Raw genomic sequence first — 20,468 nt, 5'->3', positions numbered from 1 at the left:
ATGAGCACAACTGAAACCACCGCACCGGCCCTCAAAGAAATCTTCAACGCCGAGCGATTGCGCCACATCGCCACCGAAATGAGCGCTGTGTATCCGGCATTCAAAACCAAAGCATTCCTTCAACATGCCAACGACGGACTCGCCGACCTGTCCGTCATGCAACGCATGGCCCGCGTCAGCGAAAGCCTGCACGCCGTGCTGCCGCTGGACTACGAAGATTCCCTCGAAGTCCTGCGCGAACTCGCCCCACGGCTGAACAGCGGATTCGTCAGCATCTGCCTGCCGCACTACGTCGCCAGCTACGGCGCGCACGCCTTCGACACCTCCATGGACGCCCTGAAATACTTCACCACCTTCGGCTCCTCCGAATTCGCCATCCGCCACTTTCTGCGCAGCGACCTGGAACGCTCGCTGGAATGGATGCACGACTGGACCCAAGACGAAAACCACCACGTCCGCCGACTCGCCAGCGAAGGCAGCCGCCCTCGCCTGCCGTGGTCATTTCGGCTGGAAGCGATGCAGGCTGACCCGCAATTGGCCGCCGGGATACTCGACCGGTTGAAGGCGGATGAGAGCCTATACGTGCGCAAGTCCGTGGCGAATCATTTGAATGACGTGACGAAAGTGCATCCGGAATGGGTGCTCGACACGATTGAAGGTTGGTCGCTGGAAAAAAAACACACAGCCTGGATTGCGAAACATGCGCTGCGCAGTTTGATCAAGCAGGGGGATTTGCGGGCGTTGACGGTGATTGGCGCTGGCGGGAAGCCTGAGGTTGAGTTGCTGGATGTGAAGGTTGAGCCGGCGGTGGTAAGGCTTGGGGAAGCGATTACGTTGTCGTTTGTGGTGAAGTCGACGGTGGCTGAAGAGCAAAGGCTAGTGATTGATTATGCGATTGACTATGTGAAGGCGAATGGCGGGGTATCGGGGAAGGTTTTTAAGTTGAAGACGGTGGTGTTGGCGGGGTTTGGAGAGGTGGTTGTGCGAAGGCGGCAGGTGATGAAGGATTTTACGACGCGGAAGCATTTTGTGGGGCTGCATGGGGTTCGGGTGATGGTTAATGGGGAGGTGTTGGCAGCAACCGCGTTCAACATCATCGCGGGATGACGCCATAAATAGATTCAGTAGATCTGGCGAAGGTTGAACAGGTGCGAAATCAAGGGTGGACCAGATTCAGCCCATAAAAAACAACCACTCATGAAGGGCTGCTATCGGCCACAAGCCGCCCCTAGATGTTCATTTAACTGGCCGACTTCGCCGGTCCCGACAAGCGATTAGAGATACTGATTAGAATAATTTAATTTGGCGCAAATGTTCAGGACTCGCTTATCTAACAGCAAAGGTCCTCGCATATGCAAGATATGGCCATTCACATGCGCTCTATACGAGCCATACTCTGAAATTACAGAGTGTGGGATTAGGTACGCCTCAATTATATCGAATTCTTCGTTGAAAATTACGGCTATTAGTTCATCGAAGTCTTTCTTTTCAAGGTTGCGTATTACGCCTAACTGCCTCGATCGGTTATTTGCAGTTATACGGCGTCCTTTAATTTGGATCTTCTTGCCATCGCTAGACTCTGCGTCGTGACCAGCGGCTGAATTCTTAGCCAAGGTTAGATTTAAAGCAGATGAAACTACCCATTCGGCGTAATCCCCAACAGGATTGTTTTTTGTTCTAAGTATGCCGCGAATCCTAAGCTCATCAATCGCCGCAGCGTGTAATTTTAGTAGTTCAGATATTGACAGGCTGGCTAGGTTCATCATGCTAAATTCTTTTTAGGTAAAAATATAAGCGCAAAGGGCAAAGTAATCGGCTCAGGCACATAGTCAGGAGTACTGACGCAATATTATTGACGCCTTTTTTCTAATGGACTTGATTGGAAGCTTGGCTTGGATGCTGAAATTTTTTCGTAAACACTGGCCATTTGCAATAGAAACTGAGATCTGAATCCCGGTTTTTTTTGGGTCCATTTCTCTGATTCTATTAGCTGAATTGCGGTTTCTAACCTCTTTGCCAGATCAATAACTGACCCTTTACGTGGCGGAATTGTAGGCCCAATATTTTCTTTTTGAGCCCGATCATTGCGATTAGCGCACTCCCAGTCCAAGGCACGAGCCATATTGCCTCCTAGCTATAAATAGGTAACACAAATGGGGGGTTTCCCTCCAATTGTGCCCGATTATGTTCATTTTCTATGTGTAACACCTTAATAAGCACGAGTGTCGAGTCAAAAGCGACAAACTCTGCACATTGCATAGTCATTGTAGCGCATCCATGGGCGGCGGTTATTGCCCGCTGCCTGTCACAATCGGGCAGCAATTAGCGGATATTTGCCTATCGCCACCGTCAGCTATGGGTTGATAGCGGTCACCAGCGACAGGCAGCTTTCAACCATAGCAGTCTCCTGCCCTTGCCGCCTGTTGATCTATAAATTCAGTATCTGGCAAAATCTGGGTAGGAGAAAAGTTCGCCACTCCTAGATCTTTCAAGCCATTTGAGTGATGAATCAACTTGATATCTATCAACAATAGCTTCAGCCAAAACATTGTGACCTAACGCAAAAAGCGAAGTTACCATGTTAGACATTGCATTCGTTTTATCAAAAACATGCATAAAGCTTTCTTTCACGCTTTGAATGCCAAGTCTAAAATTTCGATTAATTTCCGGGATCGCACTTTCATATAGCTCGTCGTAAAACTCTATGTACAACCTGTCGCGCGCAAAATAAAACAAAGTATGTAATCCTGCGAGATATTCAGGAGTCAGCCTCGCTTCAAATTCACTCCAAACTAAACTCCTAGTGCTGGCTCTTTCCTTTATGCTGTCAAGCATTGACCCCGTTCGATCCCAGTAATCTAGACCAAGACTTGGTGCTTCTGGGATTAAGCTCTTGGCATTCTGAGGTGCCCACTGATCAAAGAAGAAAAATAGCTGATCTGGGATTATGCCTTTAAGTGGTAACGGCTCGCCTATCATAGAAGAAAGAAAATAATGTGATTTTATTTTTTCAACAGCTTTCGACAAATCTCTGCTACCAATGGCGTACTTACACATAATCTGTTGTTTGATATCTTTAAATCCTGGTGTTGCCCATTCAGATTTCGGAGGTAGATCTCTGGCCAGTCTATAAATCATTGGGCGTGAAAGCCTTGATGTAAAAGTTCCTTGAGCATATTCATCCTTAAGCCACAGATTCAAATTATGTAGCTTATCCAAGTTGCTTTCTAGCTGCCCAAATTTTTCTTTTAAACGAAAAAAATTAATAGATGCGACGTCAGTCAGGTGTTTTTTGCTTTCATTGCTTAAAGGGTAACGAAACGTCTGCCCGGTGGCGTCTACCTCTGCAATATCTGAGATGGTTTCGGCAATTAGGTTGTTAATATCTTCATAACGGCCATCCAGAATCTCAGAGTTAAGCTTGAAAAAGCCCCAAATGTTTCCAATATCATGCGACCCGGATAAATCGAACGAAAATTCGTATTTTTTCGCTTTGGCTACGAACGACAGTTCCTGAATTGCTCCTTTCAGCCTTAACTCCACCGAATGGCGCATATTAAAACACACGGGATATACTAGATCATCAATTTCCATATCCATTTCCTTGGAAAGAACTTGATCAATCAGTAAGTTAGCAGCGGTGGAAAAACCTTTGGAATACTCAAAATAGCCTGGGCTGCCGTTGTCTCCTACGCAGGCATTTGCCCATGTAGGCTCCGAACCACAGAAAGTTGAATTTTTATTTCCGACCATGATTAAACCCTATTTTTACTTCGGCGCGTGTGGACAGTGCTCAGCTAATGATTTTGCCGAAAACAGCTAGCCGTGACTATGATTCCGTTCAGTGCTTGCGATGGTCAGCAGCGTAGCTGACTCTGCCCTGTAGCGGTCACCCGTGAGAGGCAGCTATTGGCCGAAAGCAGTCATTCACTAACGCCCGCTTTTTGCAGAACGTGACCATTCGATAAATGGTTGCACTGACAGAATATAGGAAAAATGCCCCTGCTCCTGACTCCTACCAACTCCCATATGGAATGCCGAATTTCTCGATGTAACGCTTGGACTTCTCACTAACAGGATACGCGTAGCGCCCTTCGTTCTTACCCTGGCTAGGCCCTAACGTTTCGATATCTGCTTGGCCTCTGCCCACCTTGACCGGTCGGTGACAAGCATCTCGAACAAAAATTTGCACAACGCCCCCGGGAGCCAAGCCCAGGTAAATAGAAGCGCTGTAACTAGCCTGTTGCTCCGGAGTTTCAGGGCATCGCTGACTAACGGAAGCCGTCATCAGTTGTCTCGCCTCTTCGGGCACATCCACCCAACCCTGATAGGTCTGCGGCTCAACAATGGATTGTCAACGCACGTAGATGCGTTTTGGTAGATCAGCGCCAATCACAGCTTTTGAGGCAGCACCGACAGCATGCCAGCCTCGGGCAGATTCCTTTCCATTTTCTGGCTCCCCGCCTGCGGCCGTACCTCCTCCCGTGCGCTTGAACAACTTGCCGTTTATATCCTCGACGGCGCTGTCTTCAACCCACACCTTCATGCAATAGGGTTCGGTGAACGCTAGTTCCCACGATTCGGCACTGGGATCATTTTTGCCTGATAGCAGATCGTTTGACTGACAACTGGCGCACAACAGCGCACAAAGCAGAGTTAGGAGTCGTTTCATCGGTGATGGGCTACCAACTTCCATACGGAATGCCGTACTTATCGATGTAACGCTTGGCCTTTTCACTCACTGGATAAGCATATTGACCGCCGTTCTTTCCCTGCTCCGGCCCTAACGGCTCCAACTCTGCTTGGGCGCGAGCGACTTTAACCGGACGTCGACATAAATCTCTCACCCAGACCTGTACGACCCCACCGGGTGCAAGTCCCAAGTAAACCGATGCCATAAACCGTGCGGTCTTTTCAGGTGTTTCGGGGCAACGTTGATGAGTGGATGTCTCCATCACTTGCCTAGCCTCTTCTGGGATATCGACCCAAGCCCGGTAGGTTTTTTGTTCTGGTATTGATTGCCAACGTACAAAAATACGCTTTGGTAGACCTGCCCCAATCACGGGCTTTCCTGTACCACCAACACCAATCCATCCACGGGCAGACTCTTTTCCATCATCAGGTTCGGCACCACTTGCATTGCCTCCCCCTGCACGCAAGAAGGTTTTGCCGTTGATGTCTTCCACCGAGCTGTCTTCAACCCACACGTTCATGAAATTGGGTTTGATGAACGCCAGCTCCCACCAAGGATACTTGGGGTCACTCTCGCCCGAGTTGGCGTTTGTGACCTGACATCCCGTGAAGAGTAAAACGCCCATTAGGACTAAGTTTAATTTCATTAACTGAGTGTCCAACAGGCAACGGGCGACGACTACCAACTACCGTACGGAATCCCATACTTGTCGACGTATCGCTTGGCCTTCTCACTAACTGGATAGGCATAACGACCGCCGTTTTTACCCTGTTGGGCACCCAAGGGCTCAATCTCGCCTTGGCTTCGAGCTACCTTCACCGGATCATTGCAGGAGTCTTTTACCCACGCCTGTAGTACGCCACCTGGCGCAAGCCCCACGTAAAGTGAAGCCATAAATCGAGCGGTTTTCTCAGGCGTTTCCGGACAACGCTGATGAGTAGATTTCAACATTAGTTGCCTGGCTTCTTCTGGAATATCGATGGAACCCCGATAGGTTTTTTGCTCTGTTATGGACTGCCAGCGTACGGAAATGCGTTTTGGAAGGTTGGCACCCGTGACAGGCATCCCGGATCCAGTAATAACTCCCCAGCCTCTAGCAGATTCGGTGCCCATGTCGGGTTCTCCCGAAGCCGCTGTGCTCTTGCCTGCTCTGAGAGAGACCTTGTCATTGATATCTTGGACAGAGCTGTCCTCAACCCAGACTTTCATGTAGTTCGGCTCAACGAACACTAATTCCCACGAGGAATATTTAGGGTCGTTTTCGCCGCTATCGGCGCCGCCAGTCTGGCATCCCGCCAATAATAAAGCGCCCAGCAGGGCAATCATTGCCTTCATTACCAAAGCTTCCAGTCAGGTACGTGTGGATGTTGTACGCGGATCCCGTCGGGGCATTGATATACACCGCTTCGATGCCACTCCCATCCCTTCTACCGAGAGGATGATTCCAGTTTGCGGAGGTATGAATGTACTTCAGTTTAAGAAGCGCCTCTTCCTCTGGAGTGGTTTTGTAGTCACCAGCGACAAAGCGATCACATAGTGATTGGAGCTCCTCCGGCACGGAATACTCGCCATCGTCGGGCATGTCGATGAAGCGAACACCCTTTTCTTTCGCCAACTGATACATGACTTTCAAATAAATCCTCGAAAGTTTGCCGCTGACCGGACGTTTGAGTTGTAGAGCGGCAAATACACGCTTCTGACCGGGAGACAGCCTGTCTTGATGTTCTTTGGGGAGCTCAATAGATGCAGGGGTGACAATTTCCAGTAAATGAGCAGGCCATCCTTTAGCGACCCACTCGCTTTTCACGCGTGCAGCATCACGGTAGATAGACGTAGTTGAAACGTCGGTATAAGTAGAAACGGCTAGGGTTTGCATTGGGCTGACCAGAACGCACTCCTCGACTTCGTCTAGGTAGCTGCCGCCAATATCCGAGTGGACGCCTGGAAAACTGTACTCCGGATAATCGGGTTTCACTCGACTGAGCGCGAAGTTTGCGCGGCATTCATCTCGAGCTACAAGATGGACAACATCCTTGAAGAACCGGCGGTCCAAGTAAAGTTTCACACCGGGAGCGATAGAACTTTTCACCCGACCGAAATTCGTGAAGCCAGCGATTGAGGGAACTGTATCGAATAGCCCGATAAACCCCATGTTGATGCCGCTTCCATACTGACTATCAAAGCTGCGACTGAAATCTCTGACGCGAATGTTTATTAAATTCCCTAACGGCCCTTGCTTACCCCTGACGACTTCGTTTGAAAAATGTCTCGCAGCCGCAGCTCCACGGCTAAAACCAAACGTATCAAAAGTCAGAGAGACAATTTCGCTGTTTGAGTTCTCCTTTAACGCATCTTCAATAATTCGGTTGATCTGCGTGAATGATGCCTGCACGCGGCCGGCTACACCTGTTTCACCACGCCCCATTCCTGAGCCAAGCACGCTGTCTTTTTGATCATTTTGGGTACCGATACCGTCGATGTAGAGAGCACGCGATACGCGCGTGAAGGGCCCGTCACCCTCGGCTTGTTTGATCTCTTCATACAGTGAATATAATTTTTTTACATTGGTAGGCCCGGCGCCATAGCTGCTATCCGGATCCCCCATATAGGGTGTGCAACTCGCAGGAATATCCTCTGGCGCAATCGGATGCTGCGCACCACACAGCAACCCAGCGGCCGTGTTATTCGCATTATTCCCAGTGCCATCAAAGAAAACCCCAATCCGCAGCGCGATGCCGATTTTCTCAGGCGCGGGCGCGGGTTCTTTCCCGTGTTTTTCGTATTCCGCCCAGCGCTGGGCGTGGATATCGACGGGTTTGGCTTCTTCGTAGCGGTGGTTTTTCGGGGGGTTGGGGACGTAGCCGCTCATCCTTGATTCCTTGTTCTGATCCTTGAGAACGGCCCGAAGGGTGACAGCCGAGGCTTGGGGGCGCAAGGCGTGGCCGTGTGCCAGCCCGGTTGAGACAGCGTGGTTTGACGAGGGTTTCCCCTCGTCGTGGTGGTTGGGTTATTTGGGGATTTCGACGTTGTCCAGCGCCTGGTTGACGGCCAATTCGGCAAGCATCACGACTTGCGCGATGCCTAGCGCGTTTTTGCGGTGGGAGGTGTCGAGTATGGCGGCGAAGTTGTTGAGCATTTCGCTGGCGGAGCCGAGGGTTTCGCTGGCGTTGGCCAGGAGGGATTCGGTGTCGTACTTCGGGTTGGCGAAGTACATGCGCTCGGGTTCGTTGGTGCTGGCCATGATGTGGTCGGCGGGTTTGAGGTAGTGGTCGAGGGCGCGCTCGGCGGCTTCGTGGAATTTCTTGGAGTTGGGGGATTCGTAGGGGGATGCGGGGTCGGTTACTGGCGGGTTCGGCGTTACTTTGAACATGATGAAACTCCTAGTTAGTAAAAAGGAGCCATCACCTTCGCTACCAAACGAGGGTGGCGGCCATACGCGGGTTGGTAGACCGGTAACTAGGACCCGGCACACCCGAAGGTGTCCTGCGCATGGCCACCATTGAGCAGAGACCCGACTGGGTCTGCTAATGATGCGCGATGCGACTAGTTATGGCGGGCTACCAAACCCGATCACTGTTTTTCAGTGACCGACAAACGATAGAACCCGCGACCTAGACGCACAAGCCGGCGGATTCTGGCGTAGTCGTAGGCGATGGCGCAAGACGTTGTAGGGCATGGATGGCGACAGGAGGTTTCTTTTAAACAGTGACGTTATTTTCTGTTTAGTTAGCTTGGGGAGTGAGGGGGTGACTTGGCTGACGCCTTCGCGGGCAAGCCCGCGCCCACAGGGTTTGTGGATGGCGTTGGATTTTTCGTGGCTGGGCGGGCGTCATCGCGAGCAGGCTCACTCCTACAGGGGAATGTGTTCTGAGTTACCTGCTTTGTTCAGGCTGAATTGCGTTGAATGCATGCTTAATGCTCAGTTCTGATTGCTGATCGCTAGAAGAGGTAAAGAATCCATCGAATCCGGCGCAGGATTAACTTGTAGGACATCCTGAACAACATCATCCAGGTCATGGACGGCCAGTTCCACGTAGCGTTTGATGCGCAGTCTTTCGTAAGCCGCACTTTGAATACCATCCCAGACAAGCCAGTAAATGAACAACACAACAGCGACCAGCATGAGAGCAACAGCGCCCTTTCCCCATAAGAAAAATGACGTGGCTTTGATCACTTCAGTGGAGAGCGCAATCATCAAACCAAAGAGAGAAACAAAGCCCAGATTTTGCGAAAGCGCAGGTTTGGCGGGTGCTACGGTCAGATCCGAATAGGCAGACAACTTTCGCAGTTTGTCAGTTGTGTAACCTTCGTTGCGGATAATTTGCAGAAAGAATGCATAACAAAGAATGTTTTCTTGTTCCGCCCAAGACTGCCGGTCTATGGCATGCGCATCAAATTGCGCGGGATACACCGTGTGGAATGCTTTGAGTCGAGTGAAAAAGAGCCCGCCCGCCCACAAGGCAAGTGCTACGTAGGACATCGGAACTACCATCGGATACTTGATTCCGAAGCCTGCGAATACCAGCAGGGGTAGTGTTGTTGCCGCAGCAGCCCACATCGGCCATAACTTGCGGGCATTTTCCAGTCTGAATAGCTGTTTGTTTGGCTGTTTACGGCTCTGTTTGTACAGAACCTTCAAATCAGCCCAATCCTTGAATGTCATGACGAGTGCGTATCCTTGAGCTCGATAAGAAAAGTATCCGTGCGCCGATAGGCTATGTGACTCAGCCTGCATTTGCAGCCAGCCTGGTGCGCGACAAGGGTTCTGGAGTCCGCGAACAAGATCAAAACCTCGCAGCCTTCGGCAGCGTCAGAGAATAAGGGTGAGCAGAACTATCGCGAAGGCCACTAAAGAACTGTCAGCTCTTACAGGTCACTTTCAGTTTGAGCAGGACTAGTCTGGCCTGACTGAAAGCTTCCTGAGGATTTGACCATGAGCCGTATTCGTTATCTGTTGCCGCTGGGTTTTGTGCTCTCGGCAATGCTGCCCGTCGTTTCCAATGCCGGCGCCACCTGGACGTATCTTTTTCTCGAAGCGACATTTCAATGTGATAACGGCGTCACTACGCAGGGCTACAGCGTCTACGTAGTGGGCGATCGTCCAGAATTGGGGAGTTGGGATCCGGCCAAGGCAGTTAAACTCACCCCTTCGCCCTACCCCTCCTGGTCCGGACCGATAAAATTCAGTAATGCGAAGCCCGGTGATCTTATTGAATGGAAATGCATCGTTCGCAACGAAAACAACCCTGCCGACGTACAAACCTGGCAGCCAGGCCCTAACAATCAGGTGACCATGACTTTTAGTGCAGCGCTTAAGACCACCGGCACGTTCTGAGGCGCTAGTGGACCCAGTCAACAATCAGGGAGTAACGCTCATCGCTGCCCTGCTCTCAATTTTTGCTGTTAGCCAGATGATGCGCGACCAACGCATTGGCATGCCCATGGCCCATGCCATGTTCATCCTTGAGTAAAGCCACCAGTTCCATGTGTTTTTTATCACCGACACTGGCGAGCAGTTTCAGCCAGTGGTCGATGGGTTGGCCGTACTTTTTCTCGATGGAGGGGAAGTACGAGGCCGGGCCTTTTACTTTGTTGTCTTCGGTCATGCTGCACGCTCCTTGTCGGCAAGGCCTAAGAGTGGACGCGAAGTGCGGTTCCGGCAACTATCGCGCTCTGCCAGACAACACAAAAACTGTAGGAGTGAGCCTGCTCGCGATCGCGGTGGTTCAGTCAAAATCGATGCTGACTGAACAGGCGTCATCGCGAGCAAGCTCACTCCTACAGGGGGTCAGCGTGAACCTGTGCGCCCCGACAGCATCCGTACCAGCGTGTTATCGCGCACCCAATAGTGGTGAAACAACCCCGCCGCCGCGTGCAGACCGATCACCCAATAACCGCTGCTGCCGATCAGTTCGTGCCAGTACTTGAGGCGTTTGGCGAGGTCCGGGTCGATGGCGACCGGCGCCGGTACGTGGAAGCCGAAGTACGGGAACGGTTTGTCGCCGGCGGCGAGCATCAGCCAGGCGAGGATCGGCGTGGCGATCATCAGGCCGTAGAGAGCCAGGTGCGTCAGGTGCGCGATGCCGGTCTGCCAGGCTGGGGGTTTGGGGGTGATCGGTGGGCGCGGGGTCAGGCGGCCGATGAGGCGCAGCCACACCAAGGCGAAGATGCTCGCGCCGAACAGGCCATGAAAGCCCATCAGCAGGCCGCGCGCTTCGCTGCCCTTGGGCATGTAGCCTTTGATTTCGACGCAGGCATAGACGCCGACGAACAGCGCCAGCATCAGCCAGTGCATCGTGATCGAGAGTTTTCCATAACGGGTTGCGGCGTTGTCGCGGGTCATAAAGATGCGCCTCGTGATTGTCGTGGGTGACGGTCGATGCGGTCGACGGTCACGTTCCTTTGGCCGGGCGAACCGACGGTGTCACCCTGCCCGGCCAGTCTTAAGACAGTCTGAAGATCGGCTTGCAGGTTAACCTTTTTTCACCTTCAGACTTCGTTAAGAAATGGCTCGGATACTTCGCTCAAATCTTTGAGGGAGGCGTTCTGCCCATGCCCGATTTCGACTGGAACATCCCCCTGCCCCTGCATTTCGGCCAGGCCGAAACGCCGCAGATGACGCTGACCCATGCGTTGCCCGACGACGCACAACGAACGGCGTTCGAAGCGTTCATTCAGCAACGCTTTCGCAAGGCCCACGGTGCCGATATCCGCCACTTCATGCCCGAGCTGTTCGGCATGCACAACGCCGACGGTGTGCTGAGTGCTGTGGCCGGTGTGCGCCGCGCGCATCTGGAGCCGCTGTTTCTTGAGCGCTATCTGGATGAGCCGATCGAACCGTTGATCAGCGCGGCGGCGGATCGCCCGGTGACGCGCAACGGCATCGTCGAGGTCGGCAACCTCGCCGCCAGCGACACCGGCAGTGCGCGCCTGAGCATCATCGCCATCACTTACTTGCTGGCCATGGGCGGTCTGGAATGGGTGACCTTCACCGGCAACATCGGGCTGGTCAACAGCTTCCATCGCCTCGGTTTGAAGCCAGTGACATTGTGCGCCGCGAACCCGGAGCGACTGGGTGACGAGCGTCAACATTGGGGCAGTTATTACCAAAGCAAACCTTGGGTTCACGTCGGCAACATCCGCGCCGGGTTCATCCATTTGCGCAATATCGGCCTGTTCACACGCTTGGGGCTGCCGACCTCGATTGAAGGAGCTTTCCATGTCGCTTGAACTGCAACGCTTCCAGGAAACCCTGCGCAGCCATGCCGGGCGCAATGACGGTGCGGTTGCCCTGTGGGGCGATTCGCTGAAAATCGATTACACAACCTTGTACGCCGAGGTGATGTATCGCCAGGAGCGATTGCGCGATGAAAACGTGCAAGTGATTGCACTGGCGCTGGATAACGGCGTCGACGCGATGCTTTGGGACTTGGCCGTGCTGTTCGAAGGCCTGACCTGCGTGACGCTGCCGCCGTTCTTCAGCCCGGCGCAACGCGCCCATTGTCTGGAGCAAAGCCAGGCCGAACGGGTGATCGCCGAGCCGGAACTGGCAGCCGAATTGCTCGCGGGCGGTTACGAGAAAAGCGGCGAGTTCTGGTGCCGCTCGTTCAGCGGCCCGAGCCGCATGCCCGCCGGCACCGCCAAACTGACCTTCACCTCCGGCACCACCGGCACACCCAAAGGCGTGTGTCTGAGCGCCGACAGTTTGTTGCGGGTTGCACGCGAGCTGCATCAGGCAAGCGAACCCACCAATCCTGAGCATCATCTGGCCCTGCTGCCGCTGGCGATTCTGCTGGAAAACCTCGGCTGTTATGCGGCGCTTTATGCCGGCGCGATGTTGAGCCTGCCGAGCCAGAAAACCCTCGGGATTCAGGGCGCCAGCGGTGTCGATGTGCCGCGCTTGCTGGGCTATCTGGCCAGTCGTGCGCCGGAGAGTCTGATTCTGGTGCCGCAGTTGTTGCTGTTGCTGGTCAGCGCCGCCGAACAGAAAGCCTTCGACCCCCAAAAACTGCGCTTTGCCGCTGTCGGTGGCGCACGGGTTTCCGAAGATTTGCTGCACCGCGCACAACGGGTCGGCCTGCCGGTTTTTGAAGGGTATGGTTTGTCCGAATGTGCGTCGGTGGTGTGCCTCAATCGCCCCGGCGCGCGACGTCCGGGAAGCGTAGGCCGGCCCTTGCCGCATGTTGAAGTGCGCCTGGCCGAAGACGGCGAAGTGCTGATCAAGGGCTCGCCGCTGCTGGGGTATCTGGGCGATGAGCCGCTCGCCGAAGAGTGGTGGCCAAGCGGCGATCTCGGCGAGTTCGATCCGGAGGGTTTTCTTTACCTCAAGGGCCGCAAGAAGCATCAGTTCGTCACCAGTTTCGGGCGCAACGTCAACCCGGAATGGGTCGAGTCGGAGCTGACCCAGCGCCGCCACATCGCCCAGGCGTTTGTTTATGGCGAGGCAATGCCGGAGAACCATGCGCTGCTATGGCCGCACCGCGCCGATTGCAGCGATGCGGAGCTGGCCGCCGCCGTCGCCGAAGCCAACGAGGCCTTGCCCGATTACGCCCAGGTACACCGATGGACGCGTCTATCCCAACCTTTCAGCGCCGCCAATGGCCTGCTCACCGCCAATGGCCGCCCACGCCGCGAAGCCATCGTCGCGCACTACCACACCCAATTGACTGAATCCGTTATCTGCGAGGAATCCGCGTTATGAATTTTTTCGACACACTGCAAGAAGCCACGCAGCAGGAACGCCACGAGTTGTTCAACCTGCCAATCATCCTTGATGCCCTGCAAGGCAAAGTCAGCCTTGAGAGTTATCGGGCATTTCTTGCTCAGGCCTATTACCACGTGCGCCACACCGTGCCGTTGATGATGGCGTGCGGCGCGCGTCTGCCGTCCCGTCTGGAATGGCTGCGCAAAGCGGTGTGCGAGTACATCGAGGATGAATACGGCCATGAACAGTGGGTGCTCAACGACATTGCTGCGTGTGGCGGTGATCGCGATGCCGTGCGCGATGGGCAGCCGTCGCTGTCGATCGAGTTGATGGTCAGCTTCCTCTACGACCTGATCGCCCGGGGCAATCCGGTGGGTCTGTTCGGCATGGTCAATGTGCTTGAAGGCACCAGCATTGCCTTGGCCACACACGCGGCGGGCAGTATTCGCGAGCGTCTGGCGTTGCCGGAAACGGCGTTCAGTTACTTGAGCTCCCACGGTTCGCTGGACATCGAGCACATGCAGACTTACCGCCGACTGATGAACCAACTGGAAGATCCAGAAGATCAGGCGGCGGTGATTCACGCTTCGAAAGTCGTCTATCGCCTGTACACCGACATGTTCCGTGGCTTGCCGCGCAACACGGAGGCTCAATATGCAGCTGCGTGAAGCACGTGTTGTGTTGACCGGTGCCAGTGGCGGCATCGGCATGGCCATCGCCAATGCCTTGTGCGCCGCCGGCGCGCGGGTGCTGGCCGTGGCCCGCCATCAAGAAGCGCTGCTGCCGCTGCTGGAGCGTTATCCGCAAAACCTGTGCTGGGTCGCCGCCGACCTGACCTACCTCAGCGACCGACGCAAAGTGCTGGCCGCCGCCGAAGCCATCGGCGGCATCAACCTGCTGATCAACGCGGCCGGAGTCAATCACTTCGCTATGCTTGAGCAGCTCGACGACAACGACATCAACGCAATGCTGGCGGTGAACATCAGCGCGCCGATCTGCCTGACCAAGCTGTTGCTGCCAATGCTCAAGCAGGCCGACAGCGCGATGGTGGTCAACGTTGGCTCGACCTATGGCTCGATCGGCTACCCCGGTTACGCCAGTTATTGCGCGACCAAGTTTGCCCTGCGCGGGTTTTCCGAAGCGCTGCGCCGGGAGTTGGCCGATACCCGGGTCAGCGTGCTGTATGTCGCGCCACGCGCCACCCGCACGTCGATGAACAGCGCGGCGGCGCAAGCCTTGAACGATGCGCTCAAGGCCAACGTCGATGATCCGCAAACCGTCGCCGCAGCGGTGATTCACGCGATTGCCGGAGACCGTCGCGACCTGTATCTGGGCTGGCCGGAACGTTTCTTCGTGCGCCTCAACAACCTGCTGCCGCATCTGGTTGATCGGGGTCTGCGCAAGCAGTTGCCGCTGATCCGCCGCCTCAGTGAAAAACCTGAAAACGAGACCCTCAAGCCATGAAAAAACTTTCCGCATGCCTGTTGTTGGCCGCCCTGAGTCAAAGCGTCTGGGCGCTGGACTCCGCCGATCAGCAACGCCTCACCGGCATCCAGCAGAGCTGGGCGCACATTCAATACGAAGTCGCGGAGAAACAGCGCGCCGCTGCTTTCGAACAGCTCTCAGCCGAAACCACCGCTTTCACCACGCAACGCCCGACCGTGGCCGAAGCCTGGATCTGGAAAGGCATCGTCACCAGCAGTTGGGCCGGTGCCGAAGGTGGGCTCGGTGCCTTGAGCAAAGCCAAGGACGCCAAGGCTGATCTGGAAAAATCCCTGACCCTCGACCCCAAGGCCTTGCAAGGTTCGGCCTACACCAGCCTCGCCGCGCTGTATGACCGCGTGCCGGGCTGGCCGATCGGTTTCGGCGACAGCGACAAGGCTGAGCAACTGCTCAAGCAGGCGCTGCAACTTAATCCCAACGGCATCGATAGCCTGTACTTCTGGGGCGATCACCTCTACCGTGAAAAACGCTACGCTGAAGCGAAAGGGGCGTTGCAAAAAGCCCTGCAAGCCGCGCCGCGTCCGGGCCGGGAAAGCGCCGACGCCGGGCGTCGCAAAGAGATCGCCGCCCTGCTGGTGGACGTCAACAAGAAACTCGACTGACAGGAGTCCGCGTGCGTTTATTACTGATTGAGGATGACGTGGCGCTTGGTGAAGGCATTCATCAGGCGCTGGGCCGTGAGGGTTACACCGTCGATTGGCTCAAGGACGGCAGCAGCGCGTTGCATGCGCTGCTCAGTGAAACCTTCGACGTGGCGGTGCTCGATCTTGGCCTGCCGCGCATGGACGGCCTCGAAGTGCTGCGCCGTCTGCGCGACAGCGGCTCGAATTTGCCGGTGCTGATTCTCACTGCCCGCGATGCTACTGAGGATCGCATCGCCGGGCTCGACGCCGGGGCCGATGATTATCTGGTCAAACCGTTCGATCTGGCCGAACTCAAGGCGCGGTTGCGTGCCTTGTTGCGACGCAGCGCCGGGCGCGCCCAGGCGCTGATCGAACACGCTGGCATCAGCCTCAACCCTGGCACCCAGCAGGTCAGCTATCAGGGCCAACCCGTGGCGCTGACGCCCAAGGAATATCAGTTGCTGCACGAATTGCTCTCGCCGCCGGGCCGGGTGATGACCCGCGATCAACTGATTCAGTTGCTCTACGGCTGGAATGAAGAGGCGGAAAGCAACACCCTGGAAGTCCACATCCATCACCTGCGCAAGAAATTCTCCACCGACCTGATCCGCACCATTCGCGGCGTGGGCTATCTGGTGGAGGAGCGTCGATGACCTCGATCCGCCGTCGTACGCTGACGCTGATCATCGGTCTGTTGCTGGCCGGTCTGGCGGTGCTCAGCACGTTCAATGTGCATGACAGCAACCACGAAATAGCCGAAGTCTACGACGCGCAACTGGCGCAAAACGCCCGGTTGCTGCAAGGCGTGATGCGCATGCCAATGGACAGTACCGAGCACGCGCAGTTGTATCAGGCGTTCAATCAGGCCCTGGGCGAAGCCAAGCCCCGGGTCGATGGTCATCCGTACGAAAGCAAAATCGCTTTTCAGGTGTGGGATCCCAAGGGTGAGGTGCTGGTGCATACCGCCAGCGCGCCCTCCTTCACCGCACCGCCGACCCAACCGGGTTTCAGCGATGTGCTGGATTTGAAGGGTCGGCAATGGCGGGCGTTCATGCTGGAGGACAAGCAGAACAGCCTGCGCATCTGGGTCGGCGAACGCGATGACGTGCGCTCAGATCTGGTCGACCGCATCGTCCGTCACACTTTATGGCCAAACGTGATCGGTAGCCTGATCCTCGCGGCCATGATCTGGCTGGCCATCGGTTGGGGCCTCAAGCCGCTGGCGGACATGGCCGCGACCCTGCGCGCCCGCCATAGCGGCTCGCTGGAACCGCTGCAACTGACACCGCTGCCCAGCGAACTGGAACCGATGCAAGCAGCGCTCAACCGCATGCTCGCGCAGATCCAGGAAGTGCTCGGCCGCGAACGCCGCTTCATCGCCGACGCCGCCCACGAAATGCGCACGCCGCTGGCGGTACTGCGGGTGCATGCGCAAAACCTCCTGGAGGCCGGCACCGAACAAGAGCGCCGTGAGTCCCTGGAATTTCTGATCGTCGGCGTCGACCGTACCAGCCGTCTGGTCAATCAGTTGCTGACCATGGCGCGCCTGGAACCCAAACCCAACCCGCCGCCACTGCAACGCATCGACCTCAGCGAAACCGTGCGCAACAGCCTCGTGCAACTGACACCGTGGTTGCTGAGCAAACAGCTGGAGCTGGCCTTCGAAGACAGCGCCGAACCGCTCCACGTCATGGCCAGCACCGCTGCCATCGACATTGCCCTGAACAACCTGATCACCAACGCCGCCAACTTCTCCCCGGAACACGGCGTGATCACCGTGACGCTGACTCAGGCCGACGGTTTCTGCCATTTGAGTGTCGAGGATCAGGGGCCGGGCATTGATGAGGAAGATCGAGAGCGGCTGTTCGAAAGGTTCTACAGTCGCGGCAATGCCCAGGGCGCGGGATTGGGGCTGACTATCGTCAACACCATCGCGACGCGGCTGGGTGGGCGGATTACGTTGGTCAATCGGGCTGAGGGTGGGTTGCGGGCGACGTTGTCGATGCCTGGCGCACAATCGCGCCCCGCGACACAACGTATCACCCGCGAGCTACCACAGGGCTGAGTACGCAGCGCAATCCTGGCCGATTCTGATTGGCCGGCCTGCCCGTTCGTCACTTGAGCGGGCAATCGGGCAAATCAACGGCATGCGACCAGCCCACACACCTATGCTTGGTGAACCTTCCAAGGCGTCCTCGCTAATGCCTGAAACTCGTCCTCTGAACATTCAATACCTCAAGACTGCGTGCTCGAGTTGCAGCGTTGTGGAACTGTGCCTGCCGATTGGCCTGACCGGAAAGGAAGTCGAACGCCTGGATACGCTGATCGTGCAGCGTTCCAGGATCAAGAAAGGCGCGGCGCTGTATCGCGCAGGCGATCCGTTGCGCTCGCTCTATGCGGTGCGCACCGGTTCGTTCAAGACCAGTGCTGTATCCGTCGACGGCCGGGAGCAAGTCACCGGTTTTCATATACCCGGCGAGATGCTTGGCCTCGACGCGATCAGTCGCGATGAGCACGTGTGCAGTGCATTTGCCCTGGAGGACAGTGAAGTCTGTCCCATCCATTTCGCCCAACTGGAGAAGCTGGCCCAGACCTTGCCGTCATTGCAGCACAACCTCAATAAACTGCTGAGTCGGGAGATCGTGCGCGATCACGACATGCTGATGTTGCTCGGCAACATGAGCTCGGATGAACGCCTGGCGGCATTTTTGGTGAATCTCTCGCAACGCTTCAACATGCGCGGATATTCCTCCAGAGATTTCGTGCTGAAGATGCGCCGCGAAGAAATCGGTTCCTACCTGGGGCTGCGCCTGGAAACCATCTGCCGTGGCATCGGCCATCTGCGGGATCAGGGTTTGGTGGACATCTCGGGACGTAACGTGAAAATCCTCGACATGAGAGGCCTCAAACAACTGATCGTCGGCTGTCGGCCGACTCAGTCGCCGATCTGATCCAGATCAGATGCCCGCATCACCAACGGCGTACAAAGAGATCAGCGCAATGCACCGCGCGTTGATCTTTTCCACGCTGGAGGTCACATCATGCTCACTGTCAAAGACCACAATGATCGGGCCGCGGCTGTGTATGCCACGCACCACGGCCAATACTGGATCGAATCGCTCAAGGACGGCCGACACGTGCTGATCCGGCCGCTGGCCGAAAAGGATCGCGAACGCGAATACGCGTTTATCAAGCGCTTGTCCCCCGAGTCCCGCCACATGCGTTTTCTGGCGCAGATCAGCGAGCCGGGCACGGCGTTGCTCGATCAGTTAATGGACATCGACCAGAAGCAACGCGCGGCCTTTATCGCGCTGGTTCACGAGAACGGCGAATTGATCGAGATCGGTATCAGCCGCTATGCCGCCACGGCCGAAAAAGAATGCGAATTCGCGGTGACGGTCGCCGATGAATGGGCGCATCTGGGCCTGGCAACCTTGCTGATGGAGCACCTGATCAAGGCCGCCCGACAGAACAACTTCAGCCGCCTGTACTCCGTGGATTCGGCCAGCAACACGGGCATGCGCGAATTGGCCAAAGCCTTGGGCTTTGAAACCCACAGTGATCCCGACGATAGCCACCAGGTCATTCATCGCCTCTCTCTGTAGTACCGCAACGCAACCCGCCCCGGCCAACGGCACGGGGCGCGTTTGATCACGGTGTAATCGCGACCTTCATCACGCCATCGCGCTGATGGCCGAACAACTCATACGCCGCCTCGATATCGTCCAGTTTGAAATGGTGGGTCACCAGCGGTGACAGATCGACGCCACCGCTTTGCACCACCGCCATCAACCGGCGCATGCGTTCCTTGCCGCCGGGGCACAGGGTGCTGACGATGCTGTAATCGCCCAAACCCGCTGCAAAAGCATCGTAGGGAATGCGCAGATCCGAAGCGTAAACCCCAAGGCTCGACAACCGCCCGCCCGGGCGTAACACCCGTAATGCAGACTCAAACGTACCCTGGGTGCCCAAGGCTTCGATGGACACATCCACCCCGCGGCCATCAGTCAACACCATGATTTGCTCAACCACGTCACCGTCCTTGAAATTGACTATGTGGGTCGCGCCCAACTGCCGCGCAACCGTCATGCGCTCGGCCACCGCGTCGACACCGATGATGACGCTTGCACCCTTGAGCCGCGCACCGGCCACTGCGCAGAGCCCGATCGGCCCCAGCGCAAACACTGCAACGGTGTCGCCGATACTGACCTCGCCGCGCTCTGCGCCGGAGAACCCGGTGGACATGATGTCCGGGCACATCAGCACCTGTTCATCACTCAGCCCGTCGGGGATCGGACACAGGTTGGCTAGCGCATCCGGCACCAGCACATACTCGGCCTGACAACCATCAATGATGTTGCCGAACTTCCAGCCGCCGGTGGCGCGAAAGCCGTGCCGGGTGTCCGGCCCGTCCTGTGAGCCGCAGCCGCACAGGCAGGCGTAACTCTGGCCGCTGGGGGTAATGGCCCCGGCAATCACCCGCTGACCTTCGACAAAGCCGCGCACTTGCGAGCCGAGTTTTTCGATGACACCCACCGGCTCATGACCCACGGTCAAGCCTTTGGCCACCGGATACTCGCCGCGCAGGATGTGGACGTCAGTGCCGCAGATCGTGGTGGTGGTGATGCGCACCAGCGCGTCCAACGGGCCTACTTCGGGGATCGGCTTGTCATCCAGCACGATGCGATCCTTTTCGACGAAAATCGCCGCTTTCATCATGGCCATGAGCGATGTTCCTGCGCGGGTGGTTCCAGTGAGTGCAGCACCTATTGGAGACTGCGCCGACTTAACCGACACAAGGTTGATCACGATCAACCATTGCGGGATCGCTTGCGCGATTACCGCGCGTCGGGCGTCAGCGTCGCTGCCCCCTGCCATTGACAAAGATCAAGGCGTGCGACCCGGCACGGAGCAGGATGACTCAACGCCTCTGCCGCCATTGCGC

21 protein-coding genes and 2 pseudogenes are annotated in these 20,468 nt (G+C 56.1%); 11 read left to right on the top strand and 12 right to left on the bottom strand.

What is annotated here, in order from left to right:
• Positions 1-1,107 carry a DNA alkylation repair protein gene (locus ACA043_RS12040; protein ID WP_497659297.1) on the top strand — a complete coding sequence of 369 codons (1,107 nt, stop codon included), beginning with the start codon at positions 1-3 and terminating at the stop codon, positions 1,105-1,107.
• Between the two features lie 167 nt (positions 1,108-1,274).
• Here the strand turns inward: ACA043_RS12040 and ACA043_RS12035 are convergent, their stop codons facing one another.
• The 9 genes and pseudogenes from ACA043_RS12035 to ACA043_RS11995 form a co-directional block, all read right to left on the bottom strand.
• Positions 1,275-1,766 (bottom strand): DUF6998 domain-containing protein, encoded by a 492-nt coding sequence (locus tag ACA043_RS12035; RefSeq protein WP_497659296.1) that lies wholly within the window; start codon positions 1,764-1,766, stop codon positions 1,275-1,277.
• A gap of 83 nt (positions 1,767-1,849) precedes the next feature.
• Positions 1,850-2,122: a hypothetical protein gene (locus ACA043_RS12030; protein ID WP_497659295.1), complete on the bottom strand. Its 273-nt coding sequence runs from the start codon at positions 2,120-2,122 to the stop codon at positions 1,850-1,852.
• 314 nt (positions 2,123-2,436) lie between these two features.
• Positions 2,437-3,753, bottom strand: coding sequence for a hypothetical protein (locus ACA043_RS12025; RefSeq protein ID WP_497659294.1), 1,317 nt, complete (start codon positions 3,751-3,753; stop codon positions 2,437-2,439).
• Between the two features lie 262 nt (positions 3,754-4,015).
• Positions 4,016-4,672 (bottom strand): annotated as a pseudogene (locus ACA043_RS12020) (DUF2931 family protein).
• A gap of 10 nt (positions 4,673-4,682) precedes the next feature.
• Positions 4,683-5,339: a DUF2931 family protein gene (locus ACA043_RS12015; protein ID WP_497659293.1), complete on the bottom strand. Its 657-nt coding sequence runs from the start codon at positions 5,337-5,339 to the stop codon at positions 4,683-4,685.
• 32 nt (positions 5,340-5,371) lie between these two features.
• A complete protein-coding gene (locus ACA043_RS12010; RefSeq protein WP_497659292.1) occupies positions 5,372-6,028 on the bottom strand; it encodes a DUF2931 family protein in 657 nt (218 codons plus the stop codon).
• Positions 6,028-7,562: pseudogene (locus ACA043_RS12005) on the bottom strand (phospholipase effector Tle1 domain-containing protein). Before ACA043_RS12005 ends, ACA043_RS12010 begins: the two are co-directional and overlap by 1 nt.
• A gap of 138 nt (positions 7,563-7,700) precedes the next feature.
• Positions 7,701-8,063, bottom strand: coding sequence for a DUF6124 family protein (locus tag ACA043_RS12000; RefSeq protein ID WP_401265461.1), 363 nt, complete (start codon positions 8,061-8,063; stop codon positions 7,701-7,703).
• Positions 8,064-8,612: 549 nt separating this feature from the next.
• A complete protein-coding gene (locus ACA043_RS11995; RefSeq protein ID WP_497659291.1) occupies positions 8,613-9,356 on the bottom strand; it encodes a hypothetical protein in 744 nt (247 codons plus the stop codon).
• Between the two features lie 270 nt (positions 9,357-9,626).
• On the opposite strand from ACA043_RS11995, the gene ACA043_RS11990 reads away from it, so the two are divergent.
• Positions 9,627-10,028, top strand: a complete 402-nt coding sequence (locus ACA043_RS11990; protein ID WP_497659290.1) for a carbohydrate-binding module family 20 domain-containing protein — start codon at positions 9,627-9,629, stop codon at positions 10,026-10,028.
• A 55-nt stretch (positions 10,029-10,083) separates the two neighbouring features.
• Here ACA043_RS11990 and ACA043_RS11985 read toward each other — a convergent pair whose 3' ends face one another.
• Both ACA043_RS11985 and ACA043_RS11980 read right to left on the bottom strand, forming a co-directional pair.
• Positions 10,084-10,299, bottom strand: coding sequence for a DUF4287 domain-containing protein (locus ACA043_RS11985; protein WP_497659289.1), 216 nt, complete (start codon positions 10,297-10,299; stop codon positions 10,084-10,086).
• 182 nt (positions 10,300-10,481) lie between these two features.
• Positions 10,482-11,036 (bottom strand): cytochrome b, encoded by a 555-nt coding sequence (locus ACA043_RS11980; RefSeq protein WP_497659288.1) that lies wholly within the window; start codon positions 11,034-11,036, stop codon positions 10,482-10,484.
• Between the two features lie 209 nt (positions 11,037-11,245).
• Here ACA043_RS11980 and ACA043_RS11975 point away from each other — a divergent pair, with 209 nt between their 5' ends.
• The 9 genes from ACA043_RS11975 to ACA043_RS11935 all read left to right on the top strand — a co-directional run bounded on the left by ACA043_RS11975 (position 11,246) and on the right by ACA043_RS11935 (position 19,128).
• The gene (locus tag ACA043_RS11975; RefSeq protein ID WP_497659287.1) at positions 11,246-11,923 is read left to right on the top strand and encodes a thermostable hemolysin; all 678 of its coding nucleotides are present in this window, start codon (positions 11,246-11,248) and stop codon (positions 11,921-11,923) included.
• Positions 11,913-13,394 carry an AMP-binding protein gene (locus ACA043_RS11970; protein WP_497659286.1) on the top strand — a complete coding sequence of 494 codons (1,482 nt, stop codon included), beginning with the start codon at positions 11,913-11,915 and terminating at the stop codon, positions 13,392-13,394. The genes ACA043_RS11975 and ACA043_RS11970 overlap by 11 nt, the downstream gene beginning before the upstream one ends.
• Positions 13,391-14,065, top strand: a complete 675-nt coding sequence (locus ACA043_RS11965) for an iron-containing redox enzyme family protein (protein ID WP_489880051.1) — start codon at positions 13,391-13,393, stop codon at positions 14,063-14,065. The genes ACA043_RS11970 and ACA043_RS11965 overlap by 4 nt, the downstream gene beginning before the upstream one ends.
• A complete protein-coding gene (locus tag ACA043_RS11960) occupies positions 14,052-14,861 on the top strand; it encodes an SDR family oxidoreductase (RefSeq protein ID WP_489880050.1) in 810 nt (269 codons plus the stop codon). The genes ACA043_RS11965 and ACA043_RS11960 overlap by 14 nt, the downstream gene beginning before the upstream one ends.
• Entirely contained in the window at positions 14,858-15,502 is a 645-nt protein-coding gene (locus tag ACA043_RS11955; protein WP_489880049.1) for a tetratricopeptide repeat protein, read from the top strand. The genes ACA043_RS11960 and ACA043_RS11955 overlap by 4 nt, the downstream gene beginning before the upstream one ends.
• A gap of 11 nt (positions 15,503-15,513) precedes the next feature.
• A complete protein-coding gene (locus tag ACA043_RS11950; RefSeq protein WP_047295015.1) occupies positions 15,514-16,176 on the top strand; it encodes a response regulator in 663 nt (220 codons plus the stop codon).
• Positions 16,173-17,588, top strand: coding sequence for an ATP-binding protein (locus ACA043_RS11945; RefSeq protein WP_497659285.1), 1,416 nt, complete (start codon positions 16,173-16,175; stop codon positions 17,586-17,588). The genes ACA043_RS11950 and ACA043_RS11945 overlap by 4 nt, the downstream gene beginning before the upstream one ends.
• A gap of 136 nt (positions 17,589-17,724) precedes the next feature.
• A complete protein-coding gene (fnr, locus tag ACA043_RS11940) occupies positions 17,725-18,474 on the top strand; it encodes a fumarate/nitrate reduction transcriptional regulator Fnr (RefSeq protein ID WP_187680273.1) in 750 nt (249 codons plus the stop codon).
• Between the two features lie 90 nt (positions 18,475-18,564).
• On the top strand, positions 18,565-19,128 hold the full coding sequence (locus ACA043_RS11935) for a GNAT family N-acetyltransferase (protein WP_497617693.1): 564 nt from the start codon (positions 18,565-18,567) through the stop codon (positions 19,126-19,128).
• 46 nt (positions 19,129-19,174) lie between these two features.
• On the opposite strand, the gene ACA043_RS11930 is transcribed toward ACA043_RS11935, so the two are convergent.
• Positions 19,175-20,248, bottom strand: coding sequence for an NAD(P)-dependent alcohol dehydrogenase (locus tag ACA043_RS11930; protein WP_187680271.1), 1,074 nt, complete (start codon positions 20,246-20,248; stop codon positions 19,175-19,177).
• Between the last annotated feature and the right edge of the window lie 220 nt (positions 20,249-20,468).

This window comes from Pseudomonas sp. LBUM1648 (assembly GCF_059716145.1).
The sequence above is the reverse complement of the archived record's forward strand: the minus strand, read 5'-3'. Positions and strand labels throughout refer to the sequence as shown.